The sequence below is a fragment of the Aquabacter albus genome, from assembly GCF_040049275.1.
Lineage (GTDB): Bacteria > Pseudomonadota > Alphaproteobacteria > Rhizobiales > Xanthobacteraceae > Aquabacter.
Genome location: NZ_JBDZDT010000008.1, coordinates 21,056 through 43,110 on the forward strand (window position 1 = coordinate 21,056; position 22,055 = coordinate 43,110).

20 protein-coding genes are annotated in these 22,055 nt (G+C 66.8%); 10 read left to right on the top strand and 10 right to left on the bottom strand.

The window, feature by feature from the left end:
* Nucleotides 1-89 precede the first annotated feature (89 nt).
* Nucleotides 90-1,004 (bottom strand): LysR family transcriptional regulator, encoded by a 915-nt coding sequence (locus ABLE91_RS20380; RefSeq protein ID WP_348933795.1) that lies wholly within the window; start codon nt 1,002-1,004, stop codon nt 90-92.
* Nucleotides 1,005-1,102: 98 nt separating this feature from the next.
* Between ABLE91_RS20380 and ABLE91_RS20385 the strand changes: the two genes are divergently transcribed.
* Genes ABLE91_RS20385 through ABLE91_RS20420 form a run of 8 tightly spaced genes read left to right on the top strand, consistent with a single transcriptional unit; the run spans nt 1,103 to nt 9,795 of the window.
* The gene (locus ABLE91_RS20385; protein ID WP_348933797.1) at nt 1,103-2,992 is read left to right on the top strand and encodes an AMP-binding protein; all 1,890 of its coding nucleotides are present in this window, start codon (nt 1,103-1,105) and stop codon (nt 2,990-2,992) included.
* On the top strand, nt 2,989-3,909 hold the full coding sequence (locus ABLE91_RS20390) for a MaoC/PaaZ C-terminal domain-containing protein (protein WP_348933798.1): 921 nt from the start codon (nt 2,989-2,991) through the stop codon (nt 3,907-3,909). Before ABLE91_RS20385 ends, ABLE91_RS20390 begins: the two co-directional genes overlap by 4 nt.
* Before the next feature lie 12 nt (nt 3,910-3,921).
* A complete protein-coding gene (locus ABLE91_RS20395) occupies nt 3,922-4,911 on the top strand; it encodes a Bug family tripartite tricarboxylate transporter substrate binding protein (RefSeq protein ID WP_348933800.1) in 990 nt (329 codons plus the stop codon).
* 35 nt (nt 4,912-4,946) lie between these two features.
* Nucleotides 4,947-5,765 carry an enoyl-CoA hydratase-related protein gene (locus ABLE91_RS20400; protein ID WP_348933801.1) on the top strand — a complete coding sequence of 273 codons (819 nt, stop codon included), beginning with the start codon at nt 4,947-4,949 and terminating at the stop codon, nt 5,763-5,765.
* Entirely contained in the window at nt 5,762-6,871 is a 1,110-nt protein-coding gene (locus ABLE91_RS20405; RefSeq protein WP_348933803.1) for a CaiB/BaiF CoA transferase family protein, read from the top strand. The genes ABLE91_RS20400 and ABLE91_RS20405 overlap by 4 nt, the downstream gene beginning before the upstream one ends.
* Nucleotides 6,864-8,120, top strand: coding sequence for a CaiB/BaiF CoA transferase family protein (locus ABLE91_RS20410; RefSeq protein ID WP_348933804.1), 1,257 nt, complete (start codon nt 6,864-6,866; stop codon nt 8,118-8,120). The genes ABLE91_RS20405 and ABLE91_RS20410 overlap by 8 nt, the downstream gene beginning before the upstream one ends.
* Nucleotides 8,117-8,899 carry an enoyl-CoA hydratase/isomerase family protein gene (locus ABLE91_RS20415; protein WP_348933805.1) on the top strand — a complete coding sequence of 261 codons (783 nt, stop codon included), beginning with the start codon at nt 8,117-8,119 and terminating at the stop codon, nt 8,897-8,899. The genes ABLE91_RS20410 and ABLE91_RS20415 overlap by 4 nt, the downstream gene beginning before the upstream one ends.
* A 26-nt stretch (nt 8,900-8,925) precedes the next feature.
* Nucleotides 8,926-9,795: an HpcH/HpaI aldolase/citrate lyase family protein gene (locus tag ABLE91_RS20420; RefSeq protein WP_348933807.1), complete on the top strand. Its 870-nt coding sequence runs from the start codon at nt 8,926-8,928 to the stop codon at nt 9,793-9,795.
* A 117-nt stretch (nt 9,796-9,912) separates the two neighbouring features.
* Here the strand turns inward: ABLE91_RS20420 and ABLE91_RS20425 are convergent, their stop codons facing one another.
* From ABLE91_RS20425 to ABLE91_RS20440, 4 genes are all read right to left on the bottom strand, one after another.
* Nucleotides 9,913-10,833: a helix-turn-helix domain-containing protein gene (locus tag ABLE91_RS20425; protein WP_348933808.1), complete on the bottom strand. Its 921-nt coding sequence runs from the start codon at nt 10,831-10,833 to the stop codon at nt 9,913-9,915.
* A 23-nt stretch (nt 10,834-10,856) separates the two neighbouring features.
* Nucleotides 10,857-12,449 carry a gamma-glutamyltransferase family protein gene (locus ABLE91_RS20430; protein ID WP_348933810.1) on the bottom strand — a complete coding sequence of 531 codons (1,593 nt, stop codon included), beginning with the start codon at nt 12,447-12,449 and terminating at the stop codon, nt 10,857-10,859.
* Between the two features lie 82 nt (nt 12,450-12,531).
* Nucleotides 12,532-13,593, bottom strand: coding sequence for an ABC transporter substrate-binding protein (locus ABLE91_RS20435; RefSeq protein WP_348933812.1), 1,062 nt, complete (start codon nt 13,591-13,593; stop codon nt 12,532-12,534).
* Nucleotides 13,594-13,658: 65 nt separating this feature from the next.
* Complete coding sequence (locus tag ABLE91_RS20440; RefSeq protein WP_348933813.1) at nt 13,659-15,254, bottom strand: class I adenylate-forming enzyme family protein; 1,596 nt, start codon at nt 15,252-15,254, stop codon at nt 13,659-13,661.
* A 31-nt stretch (nt 15,255-15,285) separates the two neighbouring features.
* Between ABLE91_RS20440 and ABLE91_RS20445 the strand changes: the two genes are divergently transcribed.
* Nucleotides 15,286-15,714, top strand: a complete 429-nt coding sequence (locus ABLE91_RS20445; RefSeq protein WP_348933814.1) for a PaaI family thioesterase — start codon at nt 15,286-15,288, stop codon at nt 15,712-15,714.
* A 17-nt stretch (nt 15,715-15,731) separates the two neighbouring features.
* Here ABLE91_RS20445 and ABLE91_RS20450 read toward each other — a convergent pair whose 3' ends face one another.
* The 3 genes from ABLE91_RS20450 to ABLE91_RS20460 are packed head-to-tail and all read right to left on the bottom strand — an operon-like array spanning nt 15,732 to nt 18,573.
* Nucleotides 15,732-16,970, bottom strand: coding sequence for a M20 family metallopeptidase (locus ABLE91_RS20450; RefSeq protein WP_348933816.1), 1,239 nt, complete (start codon nt 16,968-16,970; stop codon nt 15,732-15,734).
* Complete coding sequence (locus ABLE91_RS20455; protein WP_348933818.1) at nt 16,967-17,737, bottom strand: ABC transporter permease; 771 nt, start codon at nt 17,735-17,737, stop codon at nt 16,967-16,969. The genes ABLE91_RS20450 and ABLE91_RS20455 overlap by 4 nt, the downstream gene beginning before the upstream one ends.
* Nucleotides 17,734-18,573: an ABC transporter ATP-binding protein gene (locus ABLE91_RS20460; RefSeq protein ID WP_510181982.1), complete on the bottom strand. Its 840-nt coding sequence runs from the start codon at nt 18,571-18,573 to the stop codon at nt 17,734-17,736. The genes ABLE91_RS20455 and ABLE91_RS20460 overlap by 4 nt, the downstream gene beginning before the upstream one ends.
* Nucleotides 18,574-18,785: 212 nt before the next feature.
* Here ABLE91_RS20460 and ABLE91_RS20465 point away from each other — a divergent pair, with 212 nt between their 5' ends.
* Entirely contained in the window at nt 18,786-19,763 is a 978-nt protein-coding gene (locus ABLE91_RS20465; protein WP_348933819.1) for a zinc-binding dehydrogenase, read from the top strand.
* Between the two features lie 39 nt (nt 19,764-19,802).
* Here ABLE91_RS20465 and ABLE91_RS20470 read toward each other — a convergent pair whose 3' ends face one another.
* Nucleotides 19,803-20,558 carry an SDR family NAD(P)-dependent oxidoreductase gene (locus ABLE91_RS20470; RefSeq protein ID WP_348933821.1) on the bottom strand — a complete coding sequence of 252 codons (756 nt, stop codon included), beginning with the start codon at nt 20,556-20,558 and terminating at the stop codon, nt 19,803-19,805.
* A 161-nt stretch (nt 20,559-20,719) separates the two neighbouring features.
* Nucleotides 20,720-21,931, bottom strand: coding sequence for an ABC transporter substrate-binding protein (locus ABLE91_RS20475; protein WP_348933822.1), 1,212 nt, complete (start codon nt 21,929-21,931; stop codon nt 20,720-20,722).
* Nucleotides 21,932-22,055: the final 124 nt, after the last annotated feature.

Sequence of the window (22,055 nt, forward strand, 5' to 3'; positions counted from 1 at the left end):
GCACCCCAGGGGGTTGCGTATCTGCCGCTTGGACACTCGAACCAGCTGACCCCGCACACCCGGCGTCGGCCAAGTCTCCATGAATGCTCTCAGGGAAGCGTCTGCCACCGTGAATCTTTGGGGATGCGGGCGACGAGGAAATCCACCAGCGCGCTCACCCGTGGGGAGCGGTAGCGGCGGCTGGGATAGAGCATGGAAATGGCTGGGCCCTGCGTGACATGGTCGGCAAGCACGAGGCGCAGCAGGCCGCTGCGGACCGCATCGAAGGCAACGAGGCTGGCCACGCTGACGATGCCCTGCCCATCTATGGCGGCGTCCACAAGCACCTGCGCGTTGTTGATGTTGAGATGGGCTGACGGGGATTCCCGCGTCCCTGTGCCGGTGAACTGCCAGTCGCGGTAGCGGCGTATATCGGGCAGGAAGTATCCAAGGCACCGGTGGGCCGCAAGATCCGCGGGGACCTTGGGAACACCGTGGCGCTCCAGATAGGCGGGCGAGGCCACTGTCACGAACTGCATGTGGCCGAGCTTGCGGGCGGCCAGCCCGCTGTCCGCCAGTTCGCCGAGCCGGAAGGCTAGGTCGATCCCCTCCTCCGTCAGGTTCACGATGCGGTCGCTCAGGTCGACGTCGATGGTCAGCTCCGGATGGCGCCGGTTCAGCTCGAACAGCAGCGGGACCAGCACGAGGCGCCCGAACGCCACGCTCGACTGGATGCGCACGCGCCCGCGCGGCACCGTGCGCTCGCGGGTCAGCTTCGCTTCCACCTCCTCGATCTCACTGAGGATGTGGCGGCAGGTCTCGAGCAGCGCCTCGCCTTCCTCGGTCAGCCGCAGCGAGCGCGTGGTGCGCAGCACCAGGGGCACGCCGAGCTTCTCCTCCAGCCGTGCCACCGCCTTGCTGGCTGCGGAGGGTGAGATTTCCAGGCGCCGCGCCGCAAGCGTGAAACTTTCCGCCTCGGCAACGCGGGCGAAGACCAGCATCAGGTGGATGGAGTCCAGGGCCATTGCGGACAATTTTATCATAAATGGAGTGCAGTCCAGCCCACTTATTTCCGCGATGGGTACCGCTACCATCCCGGCCGTTGGATCTTTTTGCGGGCGCCATGGCAGACGACCTCTATCCCCCCTACCGATCCCTCGCCGATGTGGAGGCGTTGGAGGACATTCCCCTGGAGGCCCGGATCACGCAATGGGACTTCGCCGAGGTCCTGCGCGCGGCCTGCCTGCGTGCGCCCGAAAAGCCGGCTCTGCACTATGTGGAAAATGGCGATGCTGAAGCGCCGGCCGTCTCCATAAGCTATGGCATGCTGCTGCGGCAGGCGACGCAGGTGGCCAATCTGCTCCGGGCCAACGGCGTCGGGCCGGACGATGCGGTCGCTCTGGTGCTCCCCACGCTCCCCGCCACTTTCGCGGCGCTGCTCGGCGCGCTGTTCGGCGCCAAGGCTTTCCCGCTGAACTGGATGCTTCAGCCGGCGGCCCTGGGACAGCTCATCGCCGCCTCGGGCGCCAGAGCCATCATCGCACTGGGCCCGACGCCTGGCTTCGGCATCTGGGAAGCCGTCTGCGGTTATCCCGCTCTTCAAGGCATCCCGCTATTTTCGGTTGGCGGCCCCGGCGGCGAAATGCTGCCGGAAACCGATCTGCTGCTGCGGGCACGCGTCCATCGGGACGACGGCCTCGAATTCGAGCGCCGGCCGGCAAAGCCTGACGACATCGCGGCCTATGTGCACTCCGGCGGCACCACCGGGACGCCGAAGATCGTGCAGCTGACCAACCGGGGCCTCGTCTATCGCGTCTGGGCCACCAATATGGTGCTCGCCCACACCTCCGACGAAGTGATGCTCGCCGACACGCCGCTGTTTCACATCGGCGGCTTCACCGTGCGTGGCCTCGTCCCCATCGCGGATGGCATGACGCTGGTGATCCCGAGCGTGCTCGGCGCGCGGGACAAGGCGTACATGGCCAATTACTGGCGCTTCGTGGAGCGTTTCCGCATCACCCGCTTGTCGGGCGTGCCCACCACCCTCGCCGTGCTCACCCGCAACCCGCCGCAGGGCGAGGACATCTCCTCGCTGCGCGCCACGTTCGGAACCGGCTCCACGGCGGTGCCGCCGGCGGTGCAGCGCCGCATCGAGGATCTGGCGGGGGTGCGGGCGCTGATCATGTACGGCATCACCGAGAATTGCAGCCTAGTCTCCATCGACCCACGGGACGGCCCGGCCAAGGCCGGCTGCTCGGGCATCCGCCTGCCCTATACGGACATCCGCGTCGTCGAACTGGACGGCAACGGCGCCATCCGGCGCGCGTGCGCCGTGAACGAGGTGGGCGCCATCCTGGTGCGCAGCCCCGGCGTGTCGCCGGGCTATCTCGACCCCGCGCTGGACGCCGGCACCTTCCTCGATGGCTGGCTCGTCACCGGCGACCTTGGCCGCATCGATGAGGACGGCTACGTCTGCGTCACCGGCCGGGCGAAGGACATCATCATCCGGGGCGGGCACAATATCGATCCGCGGCAGATCGAGGAGGCCCTCATCGAGCATCCGGCGGTCGCCCACGCCGCCGCCGTGGCGAAGCCGGACCTCCATGCGGGGGAGCTGCCCATCGCCTATGTGCAACTCCACGATGGCGCCTCGGCGACGCCGGAGGAGCTGGCCGCCTTCGCCTCCACCCACATCTCGGAGCGCGTGGCGCTGCCGAAGGAGATCATCCTCCTCGACCGCATCCCCTTGTCGGATGTGGGCAAGCCGCTGAAGGCCGTGCTGCGCGAGGATGCCGCCATGCGCGCCTTCAGCGCAGCGCTGGCGGACCTCACCGTGCCCATCACCGTGGACGTCGCCATGGGCAAGGAAGCGATGCGCGCGACCATCACCGTCTGTGCACCTGCCCGGGCGCATGAGACCTTGCTGCGCGCCATCGATGCGCGCCTTGCCGGCTTCACCGCTACCTTCGATGTGGCCTGGAAGCTGCCGGTGGAAACGGGAGCGCAGGCATGATCGATCGTGCCCGCCTGCTCGCCCATCCTGCCGTGGTCGTGCCCTTCGCCTATTCGAAGCGGGACGTGATGCTGCATGGTCTTGGGACCTGTCTCGGCATGGACCCCATGGATGAGCGGCAGCTTCCTTTCGTCTATGAGGACGGCGCGCCGGGCCTCCTCGTGCCGCCGACGTTCGCCTGCGTGCTCGGCTGGGTGGACATGGTCCGCGACGAGCGCTCCCGCGACACCTCCCTCGGCATCGACCCGAACGCGGTGGTGGTGGGCCAGACCGTGCTGCGCACCTTCGCTCCACTGCCGCCGGAGGGCTATGGCACCTCGCGCACCTATTATTCGGGCGCCGTGGACAAGGGCGCCGGTCGCGGCGCTCTGATCTGCGTGCGCCGCGACGTGGAAGGGGAGGACGGCACGGTCCTCGCCACCATGGACACGTGGCTCTATGTGCGCGGCGCCGGGGGCTTCGGCGGACCCGCGGAAGGCGGCCCTGCGCCCGTCACCTTGCCCGAGCGGCCGGCGGATGCAGTGCTGGAGCAGCCGACACCCGGCAACCTCGCTTTGCTCTACCGCCTCTCCCTCGGCGACCACAATGCACTGCACGCAAGCCCGGCGCACGCCCGGAAGGTTGGGTTCGAGCGGCCGATCCTGCATGGGCTCGCCACCTTCTCCATCGCCCTGCACGGCGTGCTCAACGCCCGTGGCGCGATGGATGAAGCATGCCGGCATTTTCGCGGTGGCCAGGCGACCATGACCCGACCGGTCTTCCCTGGCGAGAGCCTGCGCGTCGAGGCCTGGAATCCCACCGAGCCAGACGCCCCGATCCACTTCCGTGTCACGGCGGCGGAGCGGAACGTGATCGTGCTCGACGGCGGACGTGCCGACTTTTCTGCCCAAGCATCAGGAGCTGCACAAGCAGCCTAAGGAGGAGGAACCATGCCCAACGGACCAGCTTTCCCGCCAGTCCTTACCCGGCTCGCCGCCGCCGCCCTCATGGGTGCCTGCGCGGCGATGCCGGCCGCCGCCGAGACAGGCTATCCCTCGCGCGCCATCCAGGTGATTTCCTCGCAGGCCGCGGGCGGCGGGGTGGACGCGCTGCTGCGCACCATCGCGAACGTTTTCCAGCAGCGCACCAACCAGGCCATGGTCATTGATCCTCGCCCGGGCGCCAACGGGCTTCTGGCGGTGAACGCCTGCGCCAATGCGCGGCCCGACGGTTACACCGTGTGCCTCGTGAACACGCAGTTCGTCATCATCCCCTCCATCGAGGCGAAGCCGCCCTACAATGTGAAGGACTTCGCGCCGGTCACCCACATCTCCACCGCCTCGCTGGCCTTCGAGGTCAACAATTCGGTCGCGGCCAAGACCATTCCGGAGCTGGTCGCCTACTCGAAGGCCAATCCGGGCAAGCTCAACTATGTCGCCCTCGGCCAGGCCAATCCCGTGGACATGGGCATGGTCGCCCTCATGAAGCAGTTCGAGGTGGATTGGACCGCCATCCAGTATCGCGGCGCCAACGATTCCATGCTCGCCATGGCGCGGAACGAGGTGCAGATCATGTTCATCACCTCGCCGAACGTGATCGCCTCGGTGAAGGCCGGCGCCGGACATGTGCTGTTCGTGACGGGCGAGAAGCGGGTGACGGAGATGCCTGACGTGCCGACCCTGTCGGAGCTCGGCTACGCGAACCCGAACGTCACCGGCATCTGGTTCGGCCTCATTGCCCCCGCCGGCACGCCGAAAGAGATACGCGACAAGCTCGCCAAGGAGATTTCCGAGATCCTCAAAGCCCCGGAGATCCGCAACCGCGCGGCGGAGATCGGCGCTGAGCTGGTGGGCAACACGCCGGAGGAATTCGGCCGCTTCATCGCCGCAGAGCAGGTGCGCGGCGTCGCGCTGTTCAAGGATCAGCAGAAGTCCAACTAGCCGCGCATCCCATCGGGGGCGAAGGAACAGGACCCATGAGCCAGTACACGTTCGACACGCTTGCAGTTGAGCTGGCGGAGGGCATTGCCCGCGTCACGCTGAACCGCCCGGAGAAGCGCAACGCCATGAACCCGCGCATGCACGAGGAGATGCATCGCCTCCTCGCCGGGCTCAACGCCGACCCTGAGGTGCACGTCATCGTCATCACCGGCGCGGGAAAGAGCTTCTGCGCCGGGGCGGACATCAAGGAGTTCTTCAACGACCTCGAAGGGCAGCCGGAGGCCCGCGCCGTCATCATGGAGGTAGCGCGGCAATGGATGTGGGAGGGCATCGCCGGCTCTCCCAAGGCCACCATCGCCATGATCAACGGCCATTGCTTCGGCGGTGGCCTCCTGGTGGCGCTGGCCTGCGATATCGCGGTGGCGGGCTCTGCCGCCTTGTTCGGCCTGCCGGAGATCAATTGGGGGCATGTGCCGGGCGGGGCGGCCAGCAAGAAGACAATCGAGGCCATGGGCGCGCGCCAGGCGCTTTACTACGCCCTGACGGGCGAGAATTTTGACGCCGAGACCGCAGCCCGGACCGGCCTCATCACCAAGACCGTGTCGCAGGAACGCCTCGCGGAGGAAGTCGATGCGCTGGCAAAGACGCTTGCCGCGAAAAGCCCGTTCGCGGTCCGGACCGTGAAGGAGATCTATCGCGCCGCGCCGGACCTCGACATGACCATCCTGCATGACTTCGTCGCGGCGAAGATCGACCAGCTGCGCATTCGCGATACGGCGGGCAACCGCAGCAAGGGCATGCAGGACTTCATCGGCAAACGGTTGCGCACCACCGCGCCCATGGGGGAGCAATGAGCAGCGTGTCACGGCAGATCCTGGACGGCCTTCTCGTCCTCGACCTCAGCGCCGGCGTTGCCGGCCAGTTCGCGGGCCGTGTGCTGGCGGAGCATGGGGCCGAGGTGCTGCTGGTGGAGCCGCCGGAGGGATCGCCGCTTCGCCATGTGAGCGACCCTGACGACCGGCATCTGTTCTGGCACCTCAACACGGCGAAGCGCTCGGTGGCCATCGACCGCGCCACGGCCCCGGGCCGGGCCGTCTTCCATCGCCTGCTGCAGCATGCGGACGTGATCCTTGCCGACGGGGATGAGGATCCCCGTCCACTTCGCGTCGGCCGGCCCCGGCTCATCACCTGCCGCGTGCGCGATTTCGCGGAAGGCGGACCTTACGCGAACTGGCGCGGCAGCGAGATGATCCACCAGGCCCTGTCCGGCCTCATGCACACCACGGGGCGGGCCGAAGACGAGCCGCTCTACGGGTTCGGGCACCGCGCGTCCTACTCGGCCGGCGCTGCCGCGGTGACCGCCATCCTCGGTGCGCTGATGCTACGCGAGGAGACGGACGCCGGGCGCGACCTCGACATCAGCATCCACGAGACCGCCGTCGCCATGTCGCAGAACCTCGTGGCGCAATATTCCTACAACGGCAGCGCGCCCACACGCGGTCCCTATCCCGGCGCCTGCGATATCTTCCAGTGCAGCGACGGCTGGGTGTCCATCTATTGCCGCGGGGACCGCTGGGGTGCTCTGTGCACCCATCTCGGCGCGCCCGACGTGGGAACGGACCCGCTTTTCGCCTCCAGCGATCTTCTGGTGAAGAACTGGAAGGAGGCATACGAACGGCTCTCCGCCGTTATCGCCCACATGGCCTGCGCGGACTTCATCTCCCGCGTCACGGCTGCACGGGCCCTGGCGGCGAAGGTCAGCACCATGGCGGATGCCCTCGCCTGCCCGCACCTCGCCGCGCGCGGGTTCTGGGAGCGCGCGAATGACGGGACACGGGAACGGATCGTGCTTGGCCCTCTTTTCCGCTTCAGCCGCACGCCCCGCACGGTGATGCACGGTGCCCCGGCCTTGGGCGAAGCCAATGCGGCGCTTGTGTCCTGCGAGGCCGCCGATGCCTGACCGCCCCCTTCCACTCTCAGGTGTCCGCGCGCTTGAAATCTCCACCGCCTGGGCCGGCCCCATGGCCGGACGCATCCTGGCTGATCTTGGCGCGGAAGTGATCAAGGTCGAGCATCTGGACGCCATCGATAATTGGCGCGGCGCGGTGACGGGTGACGACCGCAACCGCTATCCCGATTTCCAGCCCGGCCTCCGCCCTTACGACCGCAGCGCATGGTTCAACACCCAGAACCTGGGCAAGCGCTCCCTCGGCCTCGACCTAAAGGCGCCCTCGACGCGTCCGGCCATCGAGGCGCTGGTGCGGCAATGCGATGTGGTGGTGAGCAATTTCGCCGCCGGCGCCCTGGGGCGGCTGGGGCTCGCCTATGAGAACCTGGTGGCGCTCCGGCCCGACGTCATCCTGCTGGAGATGGTGGTGACGGGGGAAGGCGGCCCCATGTCCGACATGCGCGGCGTCGGCCCCACCATGGAAGCCCTCGCCTCCATGACCGGCCTCACCGGATACGGCGATGGCATTCCCCAGCGCACCGGCCCCGCTTATGTGGACCCCATCGGCGCGCTCAATGGCGCCATGGCGGTCATGCTGGCGCTCTATCACCGCCGGCGCACCGGCGAAGGCCAGAGGATCGAGCTCGCCCAGAGGGAGAGCCTGATGCACTGGTACGGCGAGCGCTTCCTCGCCCAGGCGGAAGATGGCCGCGAGACCGCCCCGACCGGCAACCGAACGCCCCGCGCGGCGCCCCACGATGCCTACCGCACGCTCGGCGAGGATCAGTGGGTCGCCATCGCCGCCTTCGAGGAGGCGCAATGGACAGCGCTCTGCGCGGCCATGGAGCGCCCGGCTTTGGCACAAGACCCGCGCTTCCAGGATCTTGAGACACGCCAGAAGAACCATGCGGCGCTGCGCCTGGAGATCGAGGCCTGGACGGGAACCCGGGACAAGCGCGCGGTGGCCGAGCTGCTCCAGCGGGAAGGTGTGCCGGCGGCGCCGGTCTCCTCCGGCCGGGATGTGCATGACGATCCCCAGCTCGCCGCCACCGGCTTCATCTCCATTCTGGACCATCCCGCCGCCGGCCGGCATCGCTATCAGGGTCTGCCGTTCCGATTCGACAACCGACCGCCAACACCGGCGCCGCTGCTCGGCCAGGACACGCGGCACGTTCTGGCGGAGGTCGCGCGCCTTTCCGACCGCGAGATCGCAGCCCTTCTCGAATCCGGCGCGGCCTTGGAACCAGGGGAGCCCACGTGACCTTTGAGACCATCCTGTTCGAGACGCGCGGCGCCGTCGGCGTCATCACGCTGAACCGTCCCGAGGTCCACAATGCCCTCAATACCCGGCTCCGCGACGATCTGGAGGCGGCGCTTGCCGCCGCGCGGCGCGACCCCACCATCTCCGCCATCATCCTTACAGGGGCAGGCGAGCGGGCATTCTCAGCGGGCCTCGACCTGAAGGAGTTCTCCGAGCAGGTGCGCAATATGAGCGCTGACGAGATCCGCCGCATGCGGCGCGGGCATCGCCCGCTGCTGGCCTTCCCGAAGCCTGCCATTGCCGCAGTGAACGGCCTTGCCATCGGCGGCGGCGTCGAGCTGGCGCTTCAATGCGACATCATCGTCGCGGCGGACACGGCCTCCTTCGCCTGCGCCGAGATCAAACGGGGCATCATTCCCGGCAATGGCGGAACCCAGCTTCTGCCGCGCCGGATCGGCCGTTCCAAGGCGCTGGAGATCATTCTCACCGGCCGCACCGTGGATGCGGCAGAGGCCGAGCGCATCGGTCTTGCCGATCACGTGGTGCGCCGTGCGGACGTGCTCGCCAAGGCCGAGGAGATCGCCGGGGCCATCGCGGCCAACGCGCCGGTGGCGCTCATGGCCGCGAAGGAAGCGGTTTCGCGCGGCCTCGACATGGACCTCGGCGAGGGCCTCAACCTTGAGGGCGACCTCGCCTCCCTCGTCTACGCCACGGACGACGCCAAGGAAGGCCCCCGCGCCTTCATGGAGAAGCGTCCGCCGAACTGGACCGGACGATAGACGCCAAGAACGATCGAGCCCACGAAATGCCCCTCCACCGCAGCCTGCTCTTTGCCCCCGCCGCCCGACCCGAGCTCATGGAAAAGGCGGGGCACAGCGGCGCCGATGCGCTGATCTTCGACCTTGAGGATTCCGTGCCGCCCGCAGGCAAGCCCGGCGCACGCATCAATCTTCAGACCGCGCTCGCCAAGCCCGGCGAGCCGCCAATCTTCGTGCGGGTGAATCACCCGAGCGAGAATGACACCGCCGCGGACATCGGCGCCCTCGTCGGCTCCCGTCTCGCCGGCATCCTGCTGCCCAAGGCAGAGCGCACCGACGAGATCCACCTTGTGGACCGCCTGCTGAAGGAGACGGAGGAGCGGCTCGGCCTCGCCAAGGATACCCTTCTCCTTATCCCGATGATCGAGACCTGCCTCGGCCTCAGGAATGCCTTTGAGCTGGCCTCGGCGGTCCCGCGCATCGGCGGCATGTGCCTTGCCAGCGCTGAGGAAGGCGATTTCATGCTGGACCTCGGCGGCCGCTGGACCCCGGAGGGCGAGGCCCTGCTCTATGCGCGCGGCCGGCTCGTCTGCGAGGGCCGCGCGGCGGGGGTTGAATGGTTGATCGACGGCGTCTTCATGAACCTGAAAGACGACGACGCGCTGCGGCGCGAGAGCATCCTGGCCCGCAACATGGGCTATCTCGGCAAGATGGCGATCCACCCGCGCCAGCTCCCCGTGCTGCACGAGGTGTTCAGCCCGACGGCCGAGGAGGTGGACTATGCGATCGGGCTTGTGGAAGCCATGCGAACGGCGGAGGCCGAAGGGCGGGGTGCCACGCAGTATCGCGGCATGATGGTCGACTACGCCAACCTCAAGCGCGCGAAGAAGGTGTTGGAGCGCATGAAAGCGGGTTGAGCAGCCAAACAGCTTTTTTGGTGCCTTCGGCCTCGCCCATCAGCCGCCAGCCCGTGCTCACACGTGCCGGCGTTCTCGGTCGCTTTCGGCATCCTCCTAAGGCAACCGAAATTCTCGCTATTTGCTGAGCGACCGCAGCGGAACACGCACCCCGAAGGAGCCGCTCTCGGCGATCAGGCGGCGCAGGAACTGGGCGCCGCGCTCGCCCTTATAGGCGCGGGACCAGAGATCGCTCGCCAGCTGCTCGTAAAGGGTCACCGCATCGGGCGCCGCCGTGATGGAGGCGACGCCGGCGCGGATGTTGGGAAACTCGCCCAACCGGAACGGGCTCACCGCCACCCAGGTCTTCTCGCGCTCCCGGAAGATCTGGAAGGTCTGGTTCGGCATGGTGTCCTCTATCACGCCGATCTGCACGCCGATGGGCTCGCTTTCCATCAGCGCCGCCATCCGCTCCACTTCAACGCGCGCCAGATGGCGCCGCTCCTCCACCTCGCGCTTCGACAAATTGTAGCTGCCGACCAGGCCGGTGCGCAGCACGCGCTGCACTTGGATGGCGCTCACCAGGCTGATGATGCTCTTGCGCTGGTGCCAGGCCTGATCGTGCCGGTTCTGGAGGATCTCCATGACACGGTCGATCTGCGTGAGGGCCGCCTCGCGGTCGGGAAAGCCGTCGGGGATGGTCTCGGTCAGCATCCTGCGCAGATGGCTGACATAGTCGCCCGACATCAGCACGAAGGACAAAGGCTCGAAATAGACGATGACCTGGTCCGCCCGCTCCTCCAGCTGCCGCTTGCGCTCGTAATAGGCGACCGGATTGGCGAAGTACTCGACCCCGACGCCAAGGAGCGAGGGAACGGAAACCTTGAGGAGCTGCGCCAGCTTCTCGATGGTCTCCAGCTTGATGACCCCGCCCTTCTCGTACTTGTAGAGGGCGGCGCGCGAGATTTCGAGCTGCTGCGCCACGTCCTCCGGCGTCAGGCCCGCGCCCATCCGATAGGCCCGCAGGCGCTCCCCGATTTCGACGAAGTCGATTGCCACGTTTGTCCCGTTCGTTCTCGGCGTCAGAACCCGGCCACCTGGCCATCCTTGCGAGGGTCCGAGCCACCGATAAAGCCATCCTCGGCCGCGCACACTAGCTGCGCGCCGCCAAATCCGAAACTCTCCTCCGGGGCTTCCGAGGTTACGTGATGGCCGCGCTGCTCCAGCGCGGCCAGGACGTCTGCGCCCGCTTCCGGCTCGATGGCGACGTTGAGCCCATCCATGAACCGCCACCGCGGCGCTTCCGCCGCGGTCTGCGGATCCTGGTCCCACAGGTTCAGGCGCAGGAACATCTGGACGTGCGCCTGTGCCTGGATCGGGCCGCCCATCACGCCGAATGCGGTCTGCGGTCGGCCATTCCGGGTGATGAAGCCGGGAATGATGGTGTGGAAGGGGCGCTTGCCGCCGCCCACCTCGTTGGGATGGCCCGCTTCCAGCGAAAAGCCGTTGCCGCGGTTCTGCAGGCTGATGCCCGTCTCCGGCACCACCACGCCCGAACCGAAGCCCGAATAATTGGACTGAATGTAGGACACCATCATCCCGCTCTCGTCGGCGGCCGCGAGGCACACGGTGCCGCCCCGGCGGGGCGCGCCGGCGCCGAAAACCCGGGCGTGCCTGGGGTCGATCAGCTTAGCCCGCCCGGCGAGGTAGGCGGGATCGAGAAGGGCGGACGGCGGGACCGCGCCCATGTGAGTGAGATCAGCCACATAGGCATAGGCATCCGCGAAGGCGAGCTTGACGGCCTCGATCTGCAGATGGAGCGCATCGACGCTGTCCACCGCGCAGTCCTCGATCCCGAGATGCCGCAGGATGCCCAGCGCCATCAGCGCGACGATGCCCTGGCCGTTCGGCGGAATTTCGTGCAGTTCCGCCGGGCCGAAGCCTTGCGCGAGGGTGCCGCACCAGTCGTTACGGTGGGCGGCGAGATCATCGCCAGTGAGCGCCGCTCCGTGCGCCGCCGCATAGGCCGCGATCCGGTCCGCAAGCTCTCCCCGATAGAGGCTTTCGCCCTTGGTTTCCGCGATCAGGCGCAGGGAGCGCCCAAGCGGCGCATTGCGGAACAATTGCCCTGGCTGTGGCGCCCGCCCGCCGGGCATGAACGCCTCGGCATAGCCGGGCTGGACCTTCAGCTCCTCCGCCGCGCGCCCCCAGGTCTCCGCGATGACCGGCGACACGAGATAGCCCCGCTCCGCATAGTCGATGGCGGGCTCGAACAGGGTCGCGAACGGCAGCCTCCCGAAGCGCTCGGACAGCTCCACCCAGGCCGACACGGCGCCGGGCACGGTCACGGCATCCCACCCCCGCAAGGGCATTGCCTTGCGCCCGGCGAAGCGCTCCGGCGTCCAGGCGGCAGGCGAGCGGCCCGACGCGTTGAGCCCATGCAGTTCCTGCCCGTCCCACAGGATGCAGAAGGCATCCGAGCCGAGGCCGTTGCCGGTGGGCTCCACCACCACCAGCGCCATTGCCGCGGCCAGGGCGGCATCCATGGCGTTTCCGCCCCGCTGGAGCATGCGCAGGCCTGCCTGCGTCGCCAGCGGCTGGGAGGCCGCCACCATGTTGCGCGCCAGAACCGGCGACCGGCGGGAGGCATAGGTGCTTTGGTAGGAGAGCTTCATGATGCAGGCACGATCGCGAATATCCCGGTGGCTGAACCCCGCCCGCCGAGGGAGATGGCGGGCGGGGTGGGTCTGAAGCCGCCTACTTGGCGGGGATCGTCCGGTCGCTCAAAGGCGGCAGGAAGCGGTCATCATAGAGGTCGGCAATGGTCGGAACCTTCTCCATCGCGAAGCCCTCGGCCAGGATCTTGAGTCCGTCTTCCATCTTCTTCTTGTCCATGTATCCGAGGCCGTTGGCGCGGGTGGCCGGGGTCACGACGTTCTTGTTCAGGATCCACTGCAGGCGCTTGACCTCAAGCGCCTCATCGGTGACCGGGTCCCGCTCGGCGAGGGCGGAGATGGTGGCCTTCGGGTCCTTGATGGTGGCGATCCAGGCCTTGGCGACGGCAGCGGTCAGCCGCTTCACCAGATCGGGATTCTTCTCGATCAGCGCCTTCGAGACCAGCAGGCCGTTGCCGTAGAAGTTGAAGCCGTTGTCCGCATAGTAGATCACGTTGGTGTCGTCCACTGCGATGTTCTGGGTGGCAAGGTTGAAAAGGATGGTCGAATCGAAGCCGATGACCGCGTCCACGTCGCCGCGGATCAGCATCGAGTCGCGCAGCCGCTGCTCCACACGCTTGAGGTCGATCTTGTCGATGGGAATGTTGTTGATCTTGAGAATGGCGGGGAACATGCGCGAGGAGGCATCCGCCTGGCCCGTTCCAACCGTGCGTCCCACGAGATCCTTCAGCCCGGTGATGTTCGCCTTCTTCAGGCTGACGACCGATTGCGCGGAGCGGTCGAGGATCACCATTACCAGCTTCGGCGCCGGTTCCGGGTTGCGCACCCAGAATTCCGCCAGCGTGCCGATATCCCCGTATGCCACATCGTAGGCACCACTCGCGACCCGGTTGATCGCCTCGCCGGACCCCGACGAGCCATCCACCACGGCATTGATGCCGGCCTCGCGGAACAGGCCGCTGGCCTGGGCGTACCAGAACGGCGCGTTCGGGCCGTACAGGCGATAATCGACGGTGATCTTGACGTTGGTGAGCTGCTGGGCCTCGGCCGCGCCGGCAAGGCCGGTGGCGGCGAATATCCCCAATGCCACGGCCGCATTGCGCGCGGACCTCAGGTAATTCCACCTTTCACGGAAGATAGACATCGTTGTTTCTCCGTTCCTGATCTCTGGATTTGATTTATTTTTTGTACGCACAACTCTACTGCCCTCTACGGGGCGGTTTCTGAGGCGAGGTAATCGGCCGCCAGGGCCGCCTGCGCGATGGCCCGGTCTATCTTTCCCGCCCCGTTGAGCGGGAGGGCGTCGACCAGCTGGACGTAGCGCGGGTGCGCATATGCGGGCCCGCGTTCGAGGCAAAAGGCTTTCAGGTCGGCCGGCTGCAGCGCCGACCCTGCGCGCGGCACCACCATGGCCGCGGGCACGAAGCCCTTCACGCGGTGGGGCACGGGGGTGACCACAGCGTTCACCACGTCGGGATGGCCGAAGAGGAGGTTCTCCACTTCCTTGGGGTAGACGTTCTCCCCCCCGCAACTGAACATGTCGTCGACGCGGCTGCGGAAGTAATAGAAGCCGTCCTTGCTCCTCTCGAAAATGTCGCCCGTCCGGAGCCAGCCGTCCGTGATCTTCTGGCGGGTGACCTCCGGCTGGTTGTGATAGCCGAGGCAAACATAGGGGCTGCGGATCAGAAGCTCGCCGAAATCAGGGCTTTCCTTCCCGTCGGCGTCGACCAGCTTGATCTCCACCTCCGGCCCCTTCACGCCCACGCTGCCCCGCGGCACCGGGCGGCCGTCGATGGGCGCGCGGAAGGGGCTTCCCCCTTCGGTCAGCCCGTAGCTTTCGGATGTCTTCACTCCGGGCAGGGCCGCCTCCACCGCGTCGAGCAGTTCCGGGGTCACCACCGCCGAGCCGATGGACATGCTGCGCAGCGCGCTGAGGTCGAGCTTCTCGATCTCGTCGCGGTGCTGGAGGAACATGGTGAAGACCGCCGCGACGCCGCGCGAATAAGTGCAGCGGTAGTTCGCCAGCGCGTTGAGATAGGCGCGGGGCTCGTAAGCCGGCATGAGCACGAAGGAGCCGCCGGCGAACAGCATGGGCTTCACCGTGCCCCTGAGGGCGTTCTTGTGGAACAGCGGCAGCGCGATGAGCCCGCGATCCTCCTGCGAGGCCGGCCAGTAGCGCTGGTTGTAGCGCACGTACCAGAGCATGCCGCTATGGGTCATGATCGCCCCCTTGGGGCGGCCCGTAGAGCCGGACGTGTAGGGCTGGAACGCCTGGGCGTCGTCGGCGATGGGGGGAGGGGGAGGCGCCGCGCCCGGCTTCGCCAGCTCCGCTTCGTAGGACAGGAAGCCCGGGTGGCACTCATCGAGCACCAGCACATGCCGTAGGCCCATGCCGGCTGTGAGCGTCATGGCATCGCGGTGGCAGCTGGGCTCGATCAGGGCGCAGGTGCAGCCGGCATCCGCGAAGATCAAGGCCAGCGTGTCGCGCGCGAGCCGCGTGTTCAGCGGCACCGGGATGGCGCCCATCCGCATCGCGCCGAAGAAGAATTCGATGAACTCGACCCGGTTGCCCACCAGCATCGCCACGCGCTCGCCGGGCTGGACGCCCAGGCGGTGCAGCGCGCCCGCCACGCGGTCCATCCGTTCATCCAGCTCGCGATACGTGACTTCCCGCACGCGACCGCCGTAGAGATCGATGATGCAAACCTTGTCTGCGACCCGAGACAGGGCGTCGTCAAAAAAATACCCGAGATTTTTTTGGCGATTTGCATTTATTTCTTGCTCATAATGCATGTCATCTTCCATGAAGAAGCTCTTGTTCTTTAAGGATCAGTAGATGCCGGGAAATATGGAGATCGATGACGCGGCCTTCATCAGCGCATTGCTGGCGCGGCCGCCGCTGCACCAATGGCTTTCGCCGGAGATCATCGCGCTGGATGCCGAGAAGGGGACGATCGCCGTCAAGCTGCCCTACCGGAGCGAGCTCAGCCGCTCGCCGGATCAGCGCGACTATCATGGCGGCATCATCGCCACGCTGGTGGACATCGCCGGGCACACCTGCCTCGCGGCGCGCCTCAAGCGGCGGGTGCCAACCATCGACATGCGGGTGGATTACCTGCGGGGGGCCCTCGATACCGACCTCATCGCCGAGGCCCGCATCATCCGCGCCGGCCGGACGGTGGGCGTCTGCGACGTGGACATACGGGATGATCAGGGGCGGGCCATCGCCGCCGGCCGCTGCGTGTACAGTACCCGCGAGGATTAGGGGCGCGGCGGGCGGCATCATGGCCGCCCGTCCCCCTCGCCGAGATGATCGGCGACGAGGAATGCGAACACCCGCGCCGCGCCGAACACTTTGTCCAGCGACGCGATGTCGTTGTCGGTATGGGCGAAGGATTGCTCGCCCGGCCCGAAATTCACGGTCGAGATGCCGGCGTGGTTCAGGTAGCCCTGGTCGAATGCGGACTGCCCGTACATGGGCTCGGGCTCGTATCCGAGCATGGCCCGGCACGCCGCGGCGAGCGTGCGAACGGCGGGCGAATCCTGCGTCACCAGGCTCGGATGCATGTAGGCACCGCGGACGACCTCCACCGTCCAGGGCTTGCCGCTCACGGGGTCCGGCATGCCGTCCACCGCCATGGCAACCCGCTCGATCTCCGCGGCCGCCACATCGGGGTCATCGCCCGGGAGCAGGCGGCGGTCGACCGATATCTCGCAGCGTGCCTGGACGGTGTGGGTCGAGTCGGGATAGCTGCGCAGGCCATTGATGGTGAGCGAGGCTTCGCCCAGCTGGGGATGGCTGCGGGCGGGGCCGATCTCGCTTGTCAGCCGCCGTATGACCTCGATGGCGCCGGTGATCGCGTTGCAGCCCTCCTTGGGGCGGCTGCTGTGGCTCGGCTTGCCGTGGACGATGATCCGCATGTCGATGCGGCCGCGATTTCCCAGCTGGAGCTTCAGGCTGTTGCCGTAGACATAGGCGATGCCTGCCCGGACCTTCTCCGTCTCCACCACATTGCGGATGGCATCGACGCATCCGGTCTCGCCCGAGACGCAGCAGATGAAGGAGAGGCGCCCGCGCAGCGGAATGCCGGCCTTGAAGACGGCCTCGACCCCATGGAGCATGGCCGCCAGGGTGCCCTTCTGCTCGCTGGCGCCGCGGCCCCGCGCGACCTCGCCTTCAAAGCCGAAAGGGGCGCCGTCGAGGATCTCCCCCGCATACGGGTTCGGCATGGTGTTGGGCGGCTGGTTCATGGCGTGGCTGATGAGCATCAGCGAGGGACCGCCAGAGGGCCCGATCTCGGCGATCAGATTGCCCATGGCGTCATAGCGGCAATCCGCAAAGCCCATCTCGCGCAGGCGCGGCTCCACCGCGGCCTCGATGAAGCGCGTGAGCGCCGGCTCCCGCTCCAGAAGGGCGGTCTGCGGGCTCGGCACCCGCAGGAGGTCGATCAGTTCCCGCGTGGACCGCTCGCGCGACAGATGGGGTTCGAGGCGCGCGCGCAGGGACGGGGCGCCGGTCACGACACGATCCCGTTGTCGCGTGAGGCCCAGAAGGTTACGCGCCGCTCCAGGAAGGCGAAGCACTCATAGAGGGAGATGCCCATGGCGGCGATCACCACGAGGCCGGCGAACACGAGCGCCACGTCGAACCGCGCGCTTGCGGCGATCATCAGGTAGCCGATGCCGTGGTTCGACGCCGCGGTCTCGGCCACCACCGAGCCGACGAAGGCCAACGTGATGGAGACCTTCAGGGAGGCGAAGAAGTAGGGCATGGCGCGCGGGAGCCCGATCTTCATGAGGATCTGCCGCTTGCGCGCGCCGAGCACCCGGAGCACGTCCAGGATCTCCGGTTCGATGGTCGCGAGCCCCGTCGCGATGTTGACCACGATGGGAAAGAACGAGAGCGCGAATGCCGTGATGACCGCCGGGATGGTGCCGATGCCGAACCAGATCACCAGCACCGGGACGATCGCCACCTTGGGGATGGAGTTGAAGGCGATCATGATCGGATAGAGCGCGTCGTAAACGACCCGGGAGGACCCGACGACCACCCCGAGCGCGACCCCGAAAACCACCGCTATGGCGAAGCCCATCAGGGTGGTGAACAGCGTGTAGCCCGCGTTCACGAACACCGCCTTGGGGTATTTCATGAGGGCGCCGGCGACCTCGATGGGCCCGGGCAGGACGAAGCTCGGAATCCTGAAGGCCCAGCACACCAGTCCCCACAGGACGACGGTTGCCAGCACGATCAGCCAGGGCAGAGCGCGCGTGATGAGGGTCTTCTTCATGTGCGGGGCCTCGACGCGATCTGCTCGCGAAGCGCGTGGGTCATCTCGATGAAGCGGGGAGTGTAGGTGTCGGCGAGGGTGCGCGGGCGCGGCAGGTCCACCTCGGTGCGGGACATGATCCTGCCGGGGCGCGGGCTGAACAGGTAGATCGTGTCCGCCAGATAGACCGCCTCGCGCAGATCGTGCGTGACGAGGATCACGGTGGGCCGGCGGTTCAGCCACAGCTCCTGCACCACGTCCCACAGCTCTTCCCGCGTGAACGGGTCCAGCGCGCCGAAGGGCTCGTCCAGCAGCAGCATCTCGGGGGAATGGATCAGCGCGCGGCACAACGAGCTGCGCTGCTGCATGCCGCCCGAGAGCTGCCAGGGATAATTGTTCTCGAAGCCGGACAGGCCCACGGTCGCGATCAGGTCCCGCGCCCGGGCGTGATACTCCTCCTTGTGGGCGCGGAACCGCTGGGCGTGGGGCTCCACGATCTCCAGCGGCAGCAGGACGTTGTCCAGCGTGGTCCGCCACGGCAGCAGCGTGGAGTTCTGGAACGCCATGCCGCAGATCTTCAGCGGCCCGGTCACCTTCTGGCCGGAGACCTTCACCGCGCCGCGCAGCGCCGGATGCAGGCCGGATATAAGCTTGAGCATCGAGGACTTGCCGCAGCCCGACGGTCCGACGAGGGCGACGAACTCGCCCTTGCGGATCTTCATGCTGGTTTCGGTGAGCGCGAGGACGCCGTTCTCGCCGCCATAGCCGATGCTGACATCATCCAGCTCGATGAAGGCGGAGCCCTCCGCGGCCTCAATCGCAGCCCGAGGCTTCACGGCGTCGCTGGTCAGCGTCATCTCCCCTCCAGCCGGTTCTGGCCCCGGCGCCGTGCGCCGTCTCCCCTCACCGATGGATCTATGTTACGAGTACAAAAAAAAAGATTTCAATGATTTTTTGTATGAAAACTGCCTATATCTATATATGTGGATGCCCATATTTCAGGCCCTCAAGGCCGCTCGGGTACTTGGCGGGACGCTTGGTCGAAGCTCGCCATCTGTGGAGTTCACCAATGAAGGCAGTGGTTTTTGAGGCCCATGGCGGGGTGGAAGTGCTCTCCTGTCGCGACTGGCCGGACCCCGAACCGCGTGCCCAAGATGTCATTGTCCGCGTGCGGGCCGTGGGGCTGAACTATCTCGACATCTTCGCGCGTCGCGGCATGCCCAATGTCACCATCCCGCTGCCGTTCATCTCGGGCGGCGACATTGCAGGCGAGATCGAGAGCCTCGGCGCGGCCGTCACCGGCTGGCGCGTAGGTGAGCGCGTCGTGGTCAATCCGAAGACGGCCGACGGGCTCATCGGAGAAGAGATCCAGGGCGGGCTCGCCGAGCGCGTGCGCGTCCCCGCATCAAACCTCGTGCGACTGCCGGATGCGGTGGACGACGACACCGCCGCCGCCGTTCCGATCAATTTCGGCACGGCGCTGCGCATGCTGACCACCATCGGCAATCTTCGGGCTGGCGAAACCATCCTCGTGCTCGGGGCGAGCGGCGGCGTCGGCACCGCCTGCGTGCAGGTGGCGAAGATGATCGGCGCCGAAGTGCTGGCCGCCGCCGGGTCCGCCGCCAAGCTGGAGCAATTGCGCGCCATCGGCGCCGACCACGCCATCGACTACGCGGCCGAGGATTTCAGCCGACGCGCATGGGACCTGAGCGGCAAGCGCGGCGTAGACGTGGTGGTCAATTTCACCGGCGGCGACACCTTCGTCCCCTCCATGCGCGCCCTTGCACGCCATGGCCGCCTTCTCGTCTGCGGCGCGACGGCGGGCTACGCGCCGCCCATCGATCTGCGCTACCTGTGGCGGCGCGAGCTGCAGGTGCTTGGTTCCACCGGCTATGCCCAGGCCGACATCGAGGCCGCCATTGCCCTGGTGGCCGAGGGGCGGCTCAAGCCGGCCATCGGACACCGCTTCCCGCTCGCCGAGACGGCTGCCGCGCAGCAGCTTTTGGAAGACCGGGCGTTCTTTGGAAAGATCGTGATCAATCCTTAGGGCGACGAGCACTGCCGGGTTCGTCAGCGACCATGAGCATCAGCTCATTCGCCCGCCGTCGACAAGATAGGTCGCGCCGGTGCAATAGCTGCTTTCATCGCTTGCCAGGAAAAGCATAAGGGAGACGATCTCCGAAGGATCGGCATAGCGGCCCATGGGAATCGCAGCTGCCGGGTCGCCCGTCCTTCCGGCAACGCGCATCATTTCGTCAATCGATTCCATCAGCCGCGTGCGCGTCTGCCCCGGATTGATGGCGTTGATCCGGATATGGTCCGGAATGCATTCCAGGGCTGCGGATTTCATCATGCCCACAACCGCATGCTTGCTCGTGCTGTAGGCAGCGAGCTTCGGCGAGCCCTTCACCCCCGCGACCGAGGACGTGATGACGATGCTGCCGCCGCCTGCCTTCCGCATCACCGGAATCAGCGCCGCCAAGCCAAGCCAGACGCTGCGGACATTGACGGCCATGACCCGATCGAACATGGCGAGGGACGCATCTTCGATCCGGCCCACTTCGCCTTCGATACCGGCATTCAGCAGCGCCACGTCCACGTGGCCAAACCGCTGCGTCGCATCCGCAACGAACGCCTGCGTCACGGCTTCGTCGGTGACGTCTCCGGCGAAATAGGCCGCCTGCCCGGATGGAAGCTCATCCGTCACGCGCTTGAGCGCATCGGCTTCCCGATCCACCAGAAGCACATTGGCGCCTTCCGACACGAATCTTCTTGCGGCTGTGGACCCGATACCGCCGGCAGCTCCAGTAATAATGGCGACTTTTCCTTCAAGGCGTCCCATTATCATTTCTCTCCCTTGCTTAGGCACTGATTATCTTCGTGTCGAAACGGCCTGTTCCGACAGCTCCAAAGCATTTTGAAAGTAGAGTCCCAGTTCATCGATGGCTCGCCCGGCACGAGACGGTCACCCGCCTCGCGCCGAGACACCCTGACAATACGAACCTAGTGCTTGGGCCAGATTGGCGCCCGGGTGGCGGCGTTTGCCGGCCAGATCAGATACGGATAGCCGTCCTGCCACTGGACCAGACCGACCGCTCCGCCGACGCGCCGGCCGTCGGCATCGAAGGCAAGGCGCTCGCCGAGATAATATTGCCCGGGCCCGTTTGATGTATTGATGGACTTGAGTGCGTCCATGACCTTGTCGTGGTCGGTCGATCCGGCGCGCTCGAGCGCGTCCTTGATGAGCATGATGTCGCCATAGGTGGCGATGGTGTCCTGGCCAATCCAGGGCTCGCCACTGCGCTTCACGAGGTCGGGCAGGATCTTCTCCTGGGGCTTCGACGACCAGTTCGCGGTGAAGTTGATCAAGCCCTCGAGCTTCTTGGGCCCGAGCGCGGCAAGCATCTCCGGGCTGACAAGCTGCACGCCGACGCTGACCACGGGAAGCCGGCCCGTCAGCCCGAACTCGCTCATCGCACTCAGCACGAGCTTCGAATCCGGAAATCCGGTGGCGTAGAACAGCAGCATGTCGGGCTTCGTCGCGCGCAGCTTCTGGACGATCGATGTGGCGTCGGCGAGCGGCGGCGTGAAGACTTCATCAGCCACGATTTTCAGGCCGAGCTTTTCGGCGCCGCCTTCGCGCAGCGGCTTCACGAAGGCCTGGGACGCGGCCGTGCTGTCCGACACCATCGCGAGGGTGGCGGGGCGCTTGCCGGTCACCGATTCCGCCATCGCGACGGCGGTGGGCATGGCATCGAGAGAAAGAACGCTCGCGATCGGCGACGTCTGCACCAGATACTTGAACCCGCGTGCCGTCAGCTGGTCGGCATACGACACGGTGATCCACGGCAGGTGGGCCCGCTCCGTCACTTCCGTCACGCCGAGCGTCAGCGAGGAGCTCCACGCGCCGGTCCCCGCCACCGCATCCGGATAATTGGCCACGAAGCGCTGTGCGGCGTTCTTGGCGGTTTCCACCTTGTCACCGGCATCCTCGATGACGAGCTTCAGCTTGGCACCGTTCAGAGCCTTGATGCCGCCACTGGCATTCACGTCGTCGATCGCCATCTGGGCGCCGAGCTTCATCAAGTCGCCCTGCCGCGCCATTGCCCCGCTCATGGGGGCAATCATTCCGACCTTCAGTTCCGCGGGCTGGGCGCTGGCCGGCGCGGTCGCGAGCACCGCGATGGCGATACCGAGCAGGCCGGCCGCGAACATGCAGCGGCCTGCCTTCGAAGCAACATTTCCACTCACAGGCGTTCCTCCCAATCCTCTCGCCTGCGAGGGGTCGCCGACCCCTATCCGCAGGCGCAAGCAAGGTTTCGGACCCGGCTGTTGATCG

Coding starts and splice junctions, on each gene's coding strand:
- ABLE91_RS20395 (WP_348933800.1), top strand. CDS start 3,922: ATGCCCAACGGACCAGCTTTCCCGCCAGTCCTTACCCGGCTCGCCGCC.
- ABLE91_RS20455 (WP_348933818.1), bottom strand. CDS start 17,737: ATGAAGAAGACCCTCATCACGCGCGCTCTGCCCTGGCTGATCGTGCTG.
- ABLE91_RS20465 (WP_348933819.1), top strand. CDS start 18,786: ATGAAGGCAGTGGTTTTTGAGGCCCATGGCGGGGTGGAAGTGCTCTCC.
- ABLE91_RS20390 (WP_348933798.1), top strand. CDS start 2,989: ATGATCGATCGTGCCCGCCTGCTCGCCCATCCTGCCGTGGTCGTGCCC.
- ABLE91_RS20435 (WP_348933812.1), bottom strand. CDS start 13,593: ATGTCTATCTTCCGTGAAAGGTGGAATTACCTGAGGTCCGCGCGCAAT.
- ABLE91_RS20410 (WP_348933804.1), top strand. CDS start 6,864: ATGCCTGACCGCCCCCTTCCACTCTCAGGTGTCCGCGCGCTTGAAATC.
- ABLE91_RS20430 (WP_348933810.1), bottom strand. CDS start 12,449: ATGAAGCTCTCCTACCAAAGCACCTATGCCTCCCGCCGGTCGCCGGTT.
- ABLE91_RS20475 (WP_348933822.1), bottom strand. CDS start 21,931: ATGTTCGCGGCCGGCCTGCTCGGTATCGCCATCGCGGTGCTCGCGACC.
- ABLE91_RS20460 (WP_510181982.1), bottom strand. CDS start 18,573: ATGACGCTGACCAGCGACGCCGTGAAGCCTCGGGCTGCGATTGAGGCC.
- ABLE91_RS20385 (WP_348933797.1), top strand. CDS start 1,103: ATGGCAGACGACCTCTATCCCCCCTACCGATCCCTCGCCGATGTGGAG.
- ABLE91_RS20400 (WP_348933801.1), top strand. CDS start 4,947: ATGAGCCAGTACACGTTCGACACGCTTGCAGTTGAGCTGGCGGAGGGC.
- ABLE91_RS20380 (WP_348933795.1), bottom strand. CDS start 1,004: ATGGCCCTGGACTCCATCCACCTGATGCTGGTCTTCGCCCGCGTTGCC.
- ABLE91_RS20440 (WP_348933813.1), bottom strand. CDS start 15,254: ATGGAAGATGACATGCATTATGAGCAAGAAATAAATGCAAATCGCCAA.
- ABLE91_RS20445 (WP_348933814.1), top strand. CDS start 15,286: ATGCCGGGAAATATGGAGATCGATGACGCGGCCTTCATCAGCGCATTG.
- ABLE91_RS20405 (WP_348933803.1), top strand. CDS start 5,762: ATGAGCAGCGTGTCACGGCAGATCCTGGACGGCCTTCTCGTCCTCGAC.
- ABLE91_RS20470 (WP_348933821.1), bottom strand. CDS start 20,558: ATGGGACGCCTTGAAGGAAAAGTCGCCATTATTACTGGAGCTGCCGGC.
- ABLE91_RS20420 (WP_348933807.1), top strand. CDS start 8,926: ATGCCCCTCCACCGCAGCCTGCTCTTTGCCCCCGCCGCCCGACCCGAG.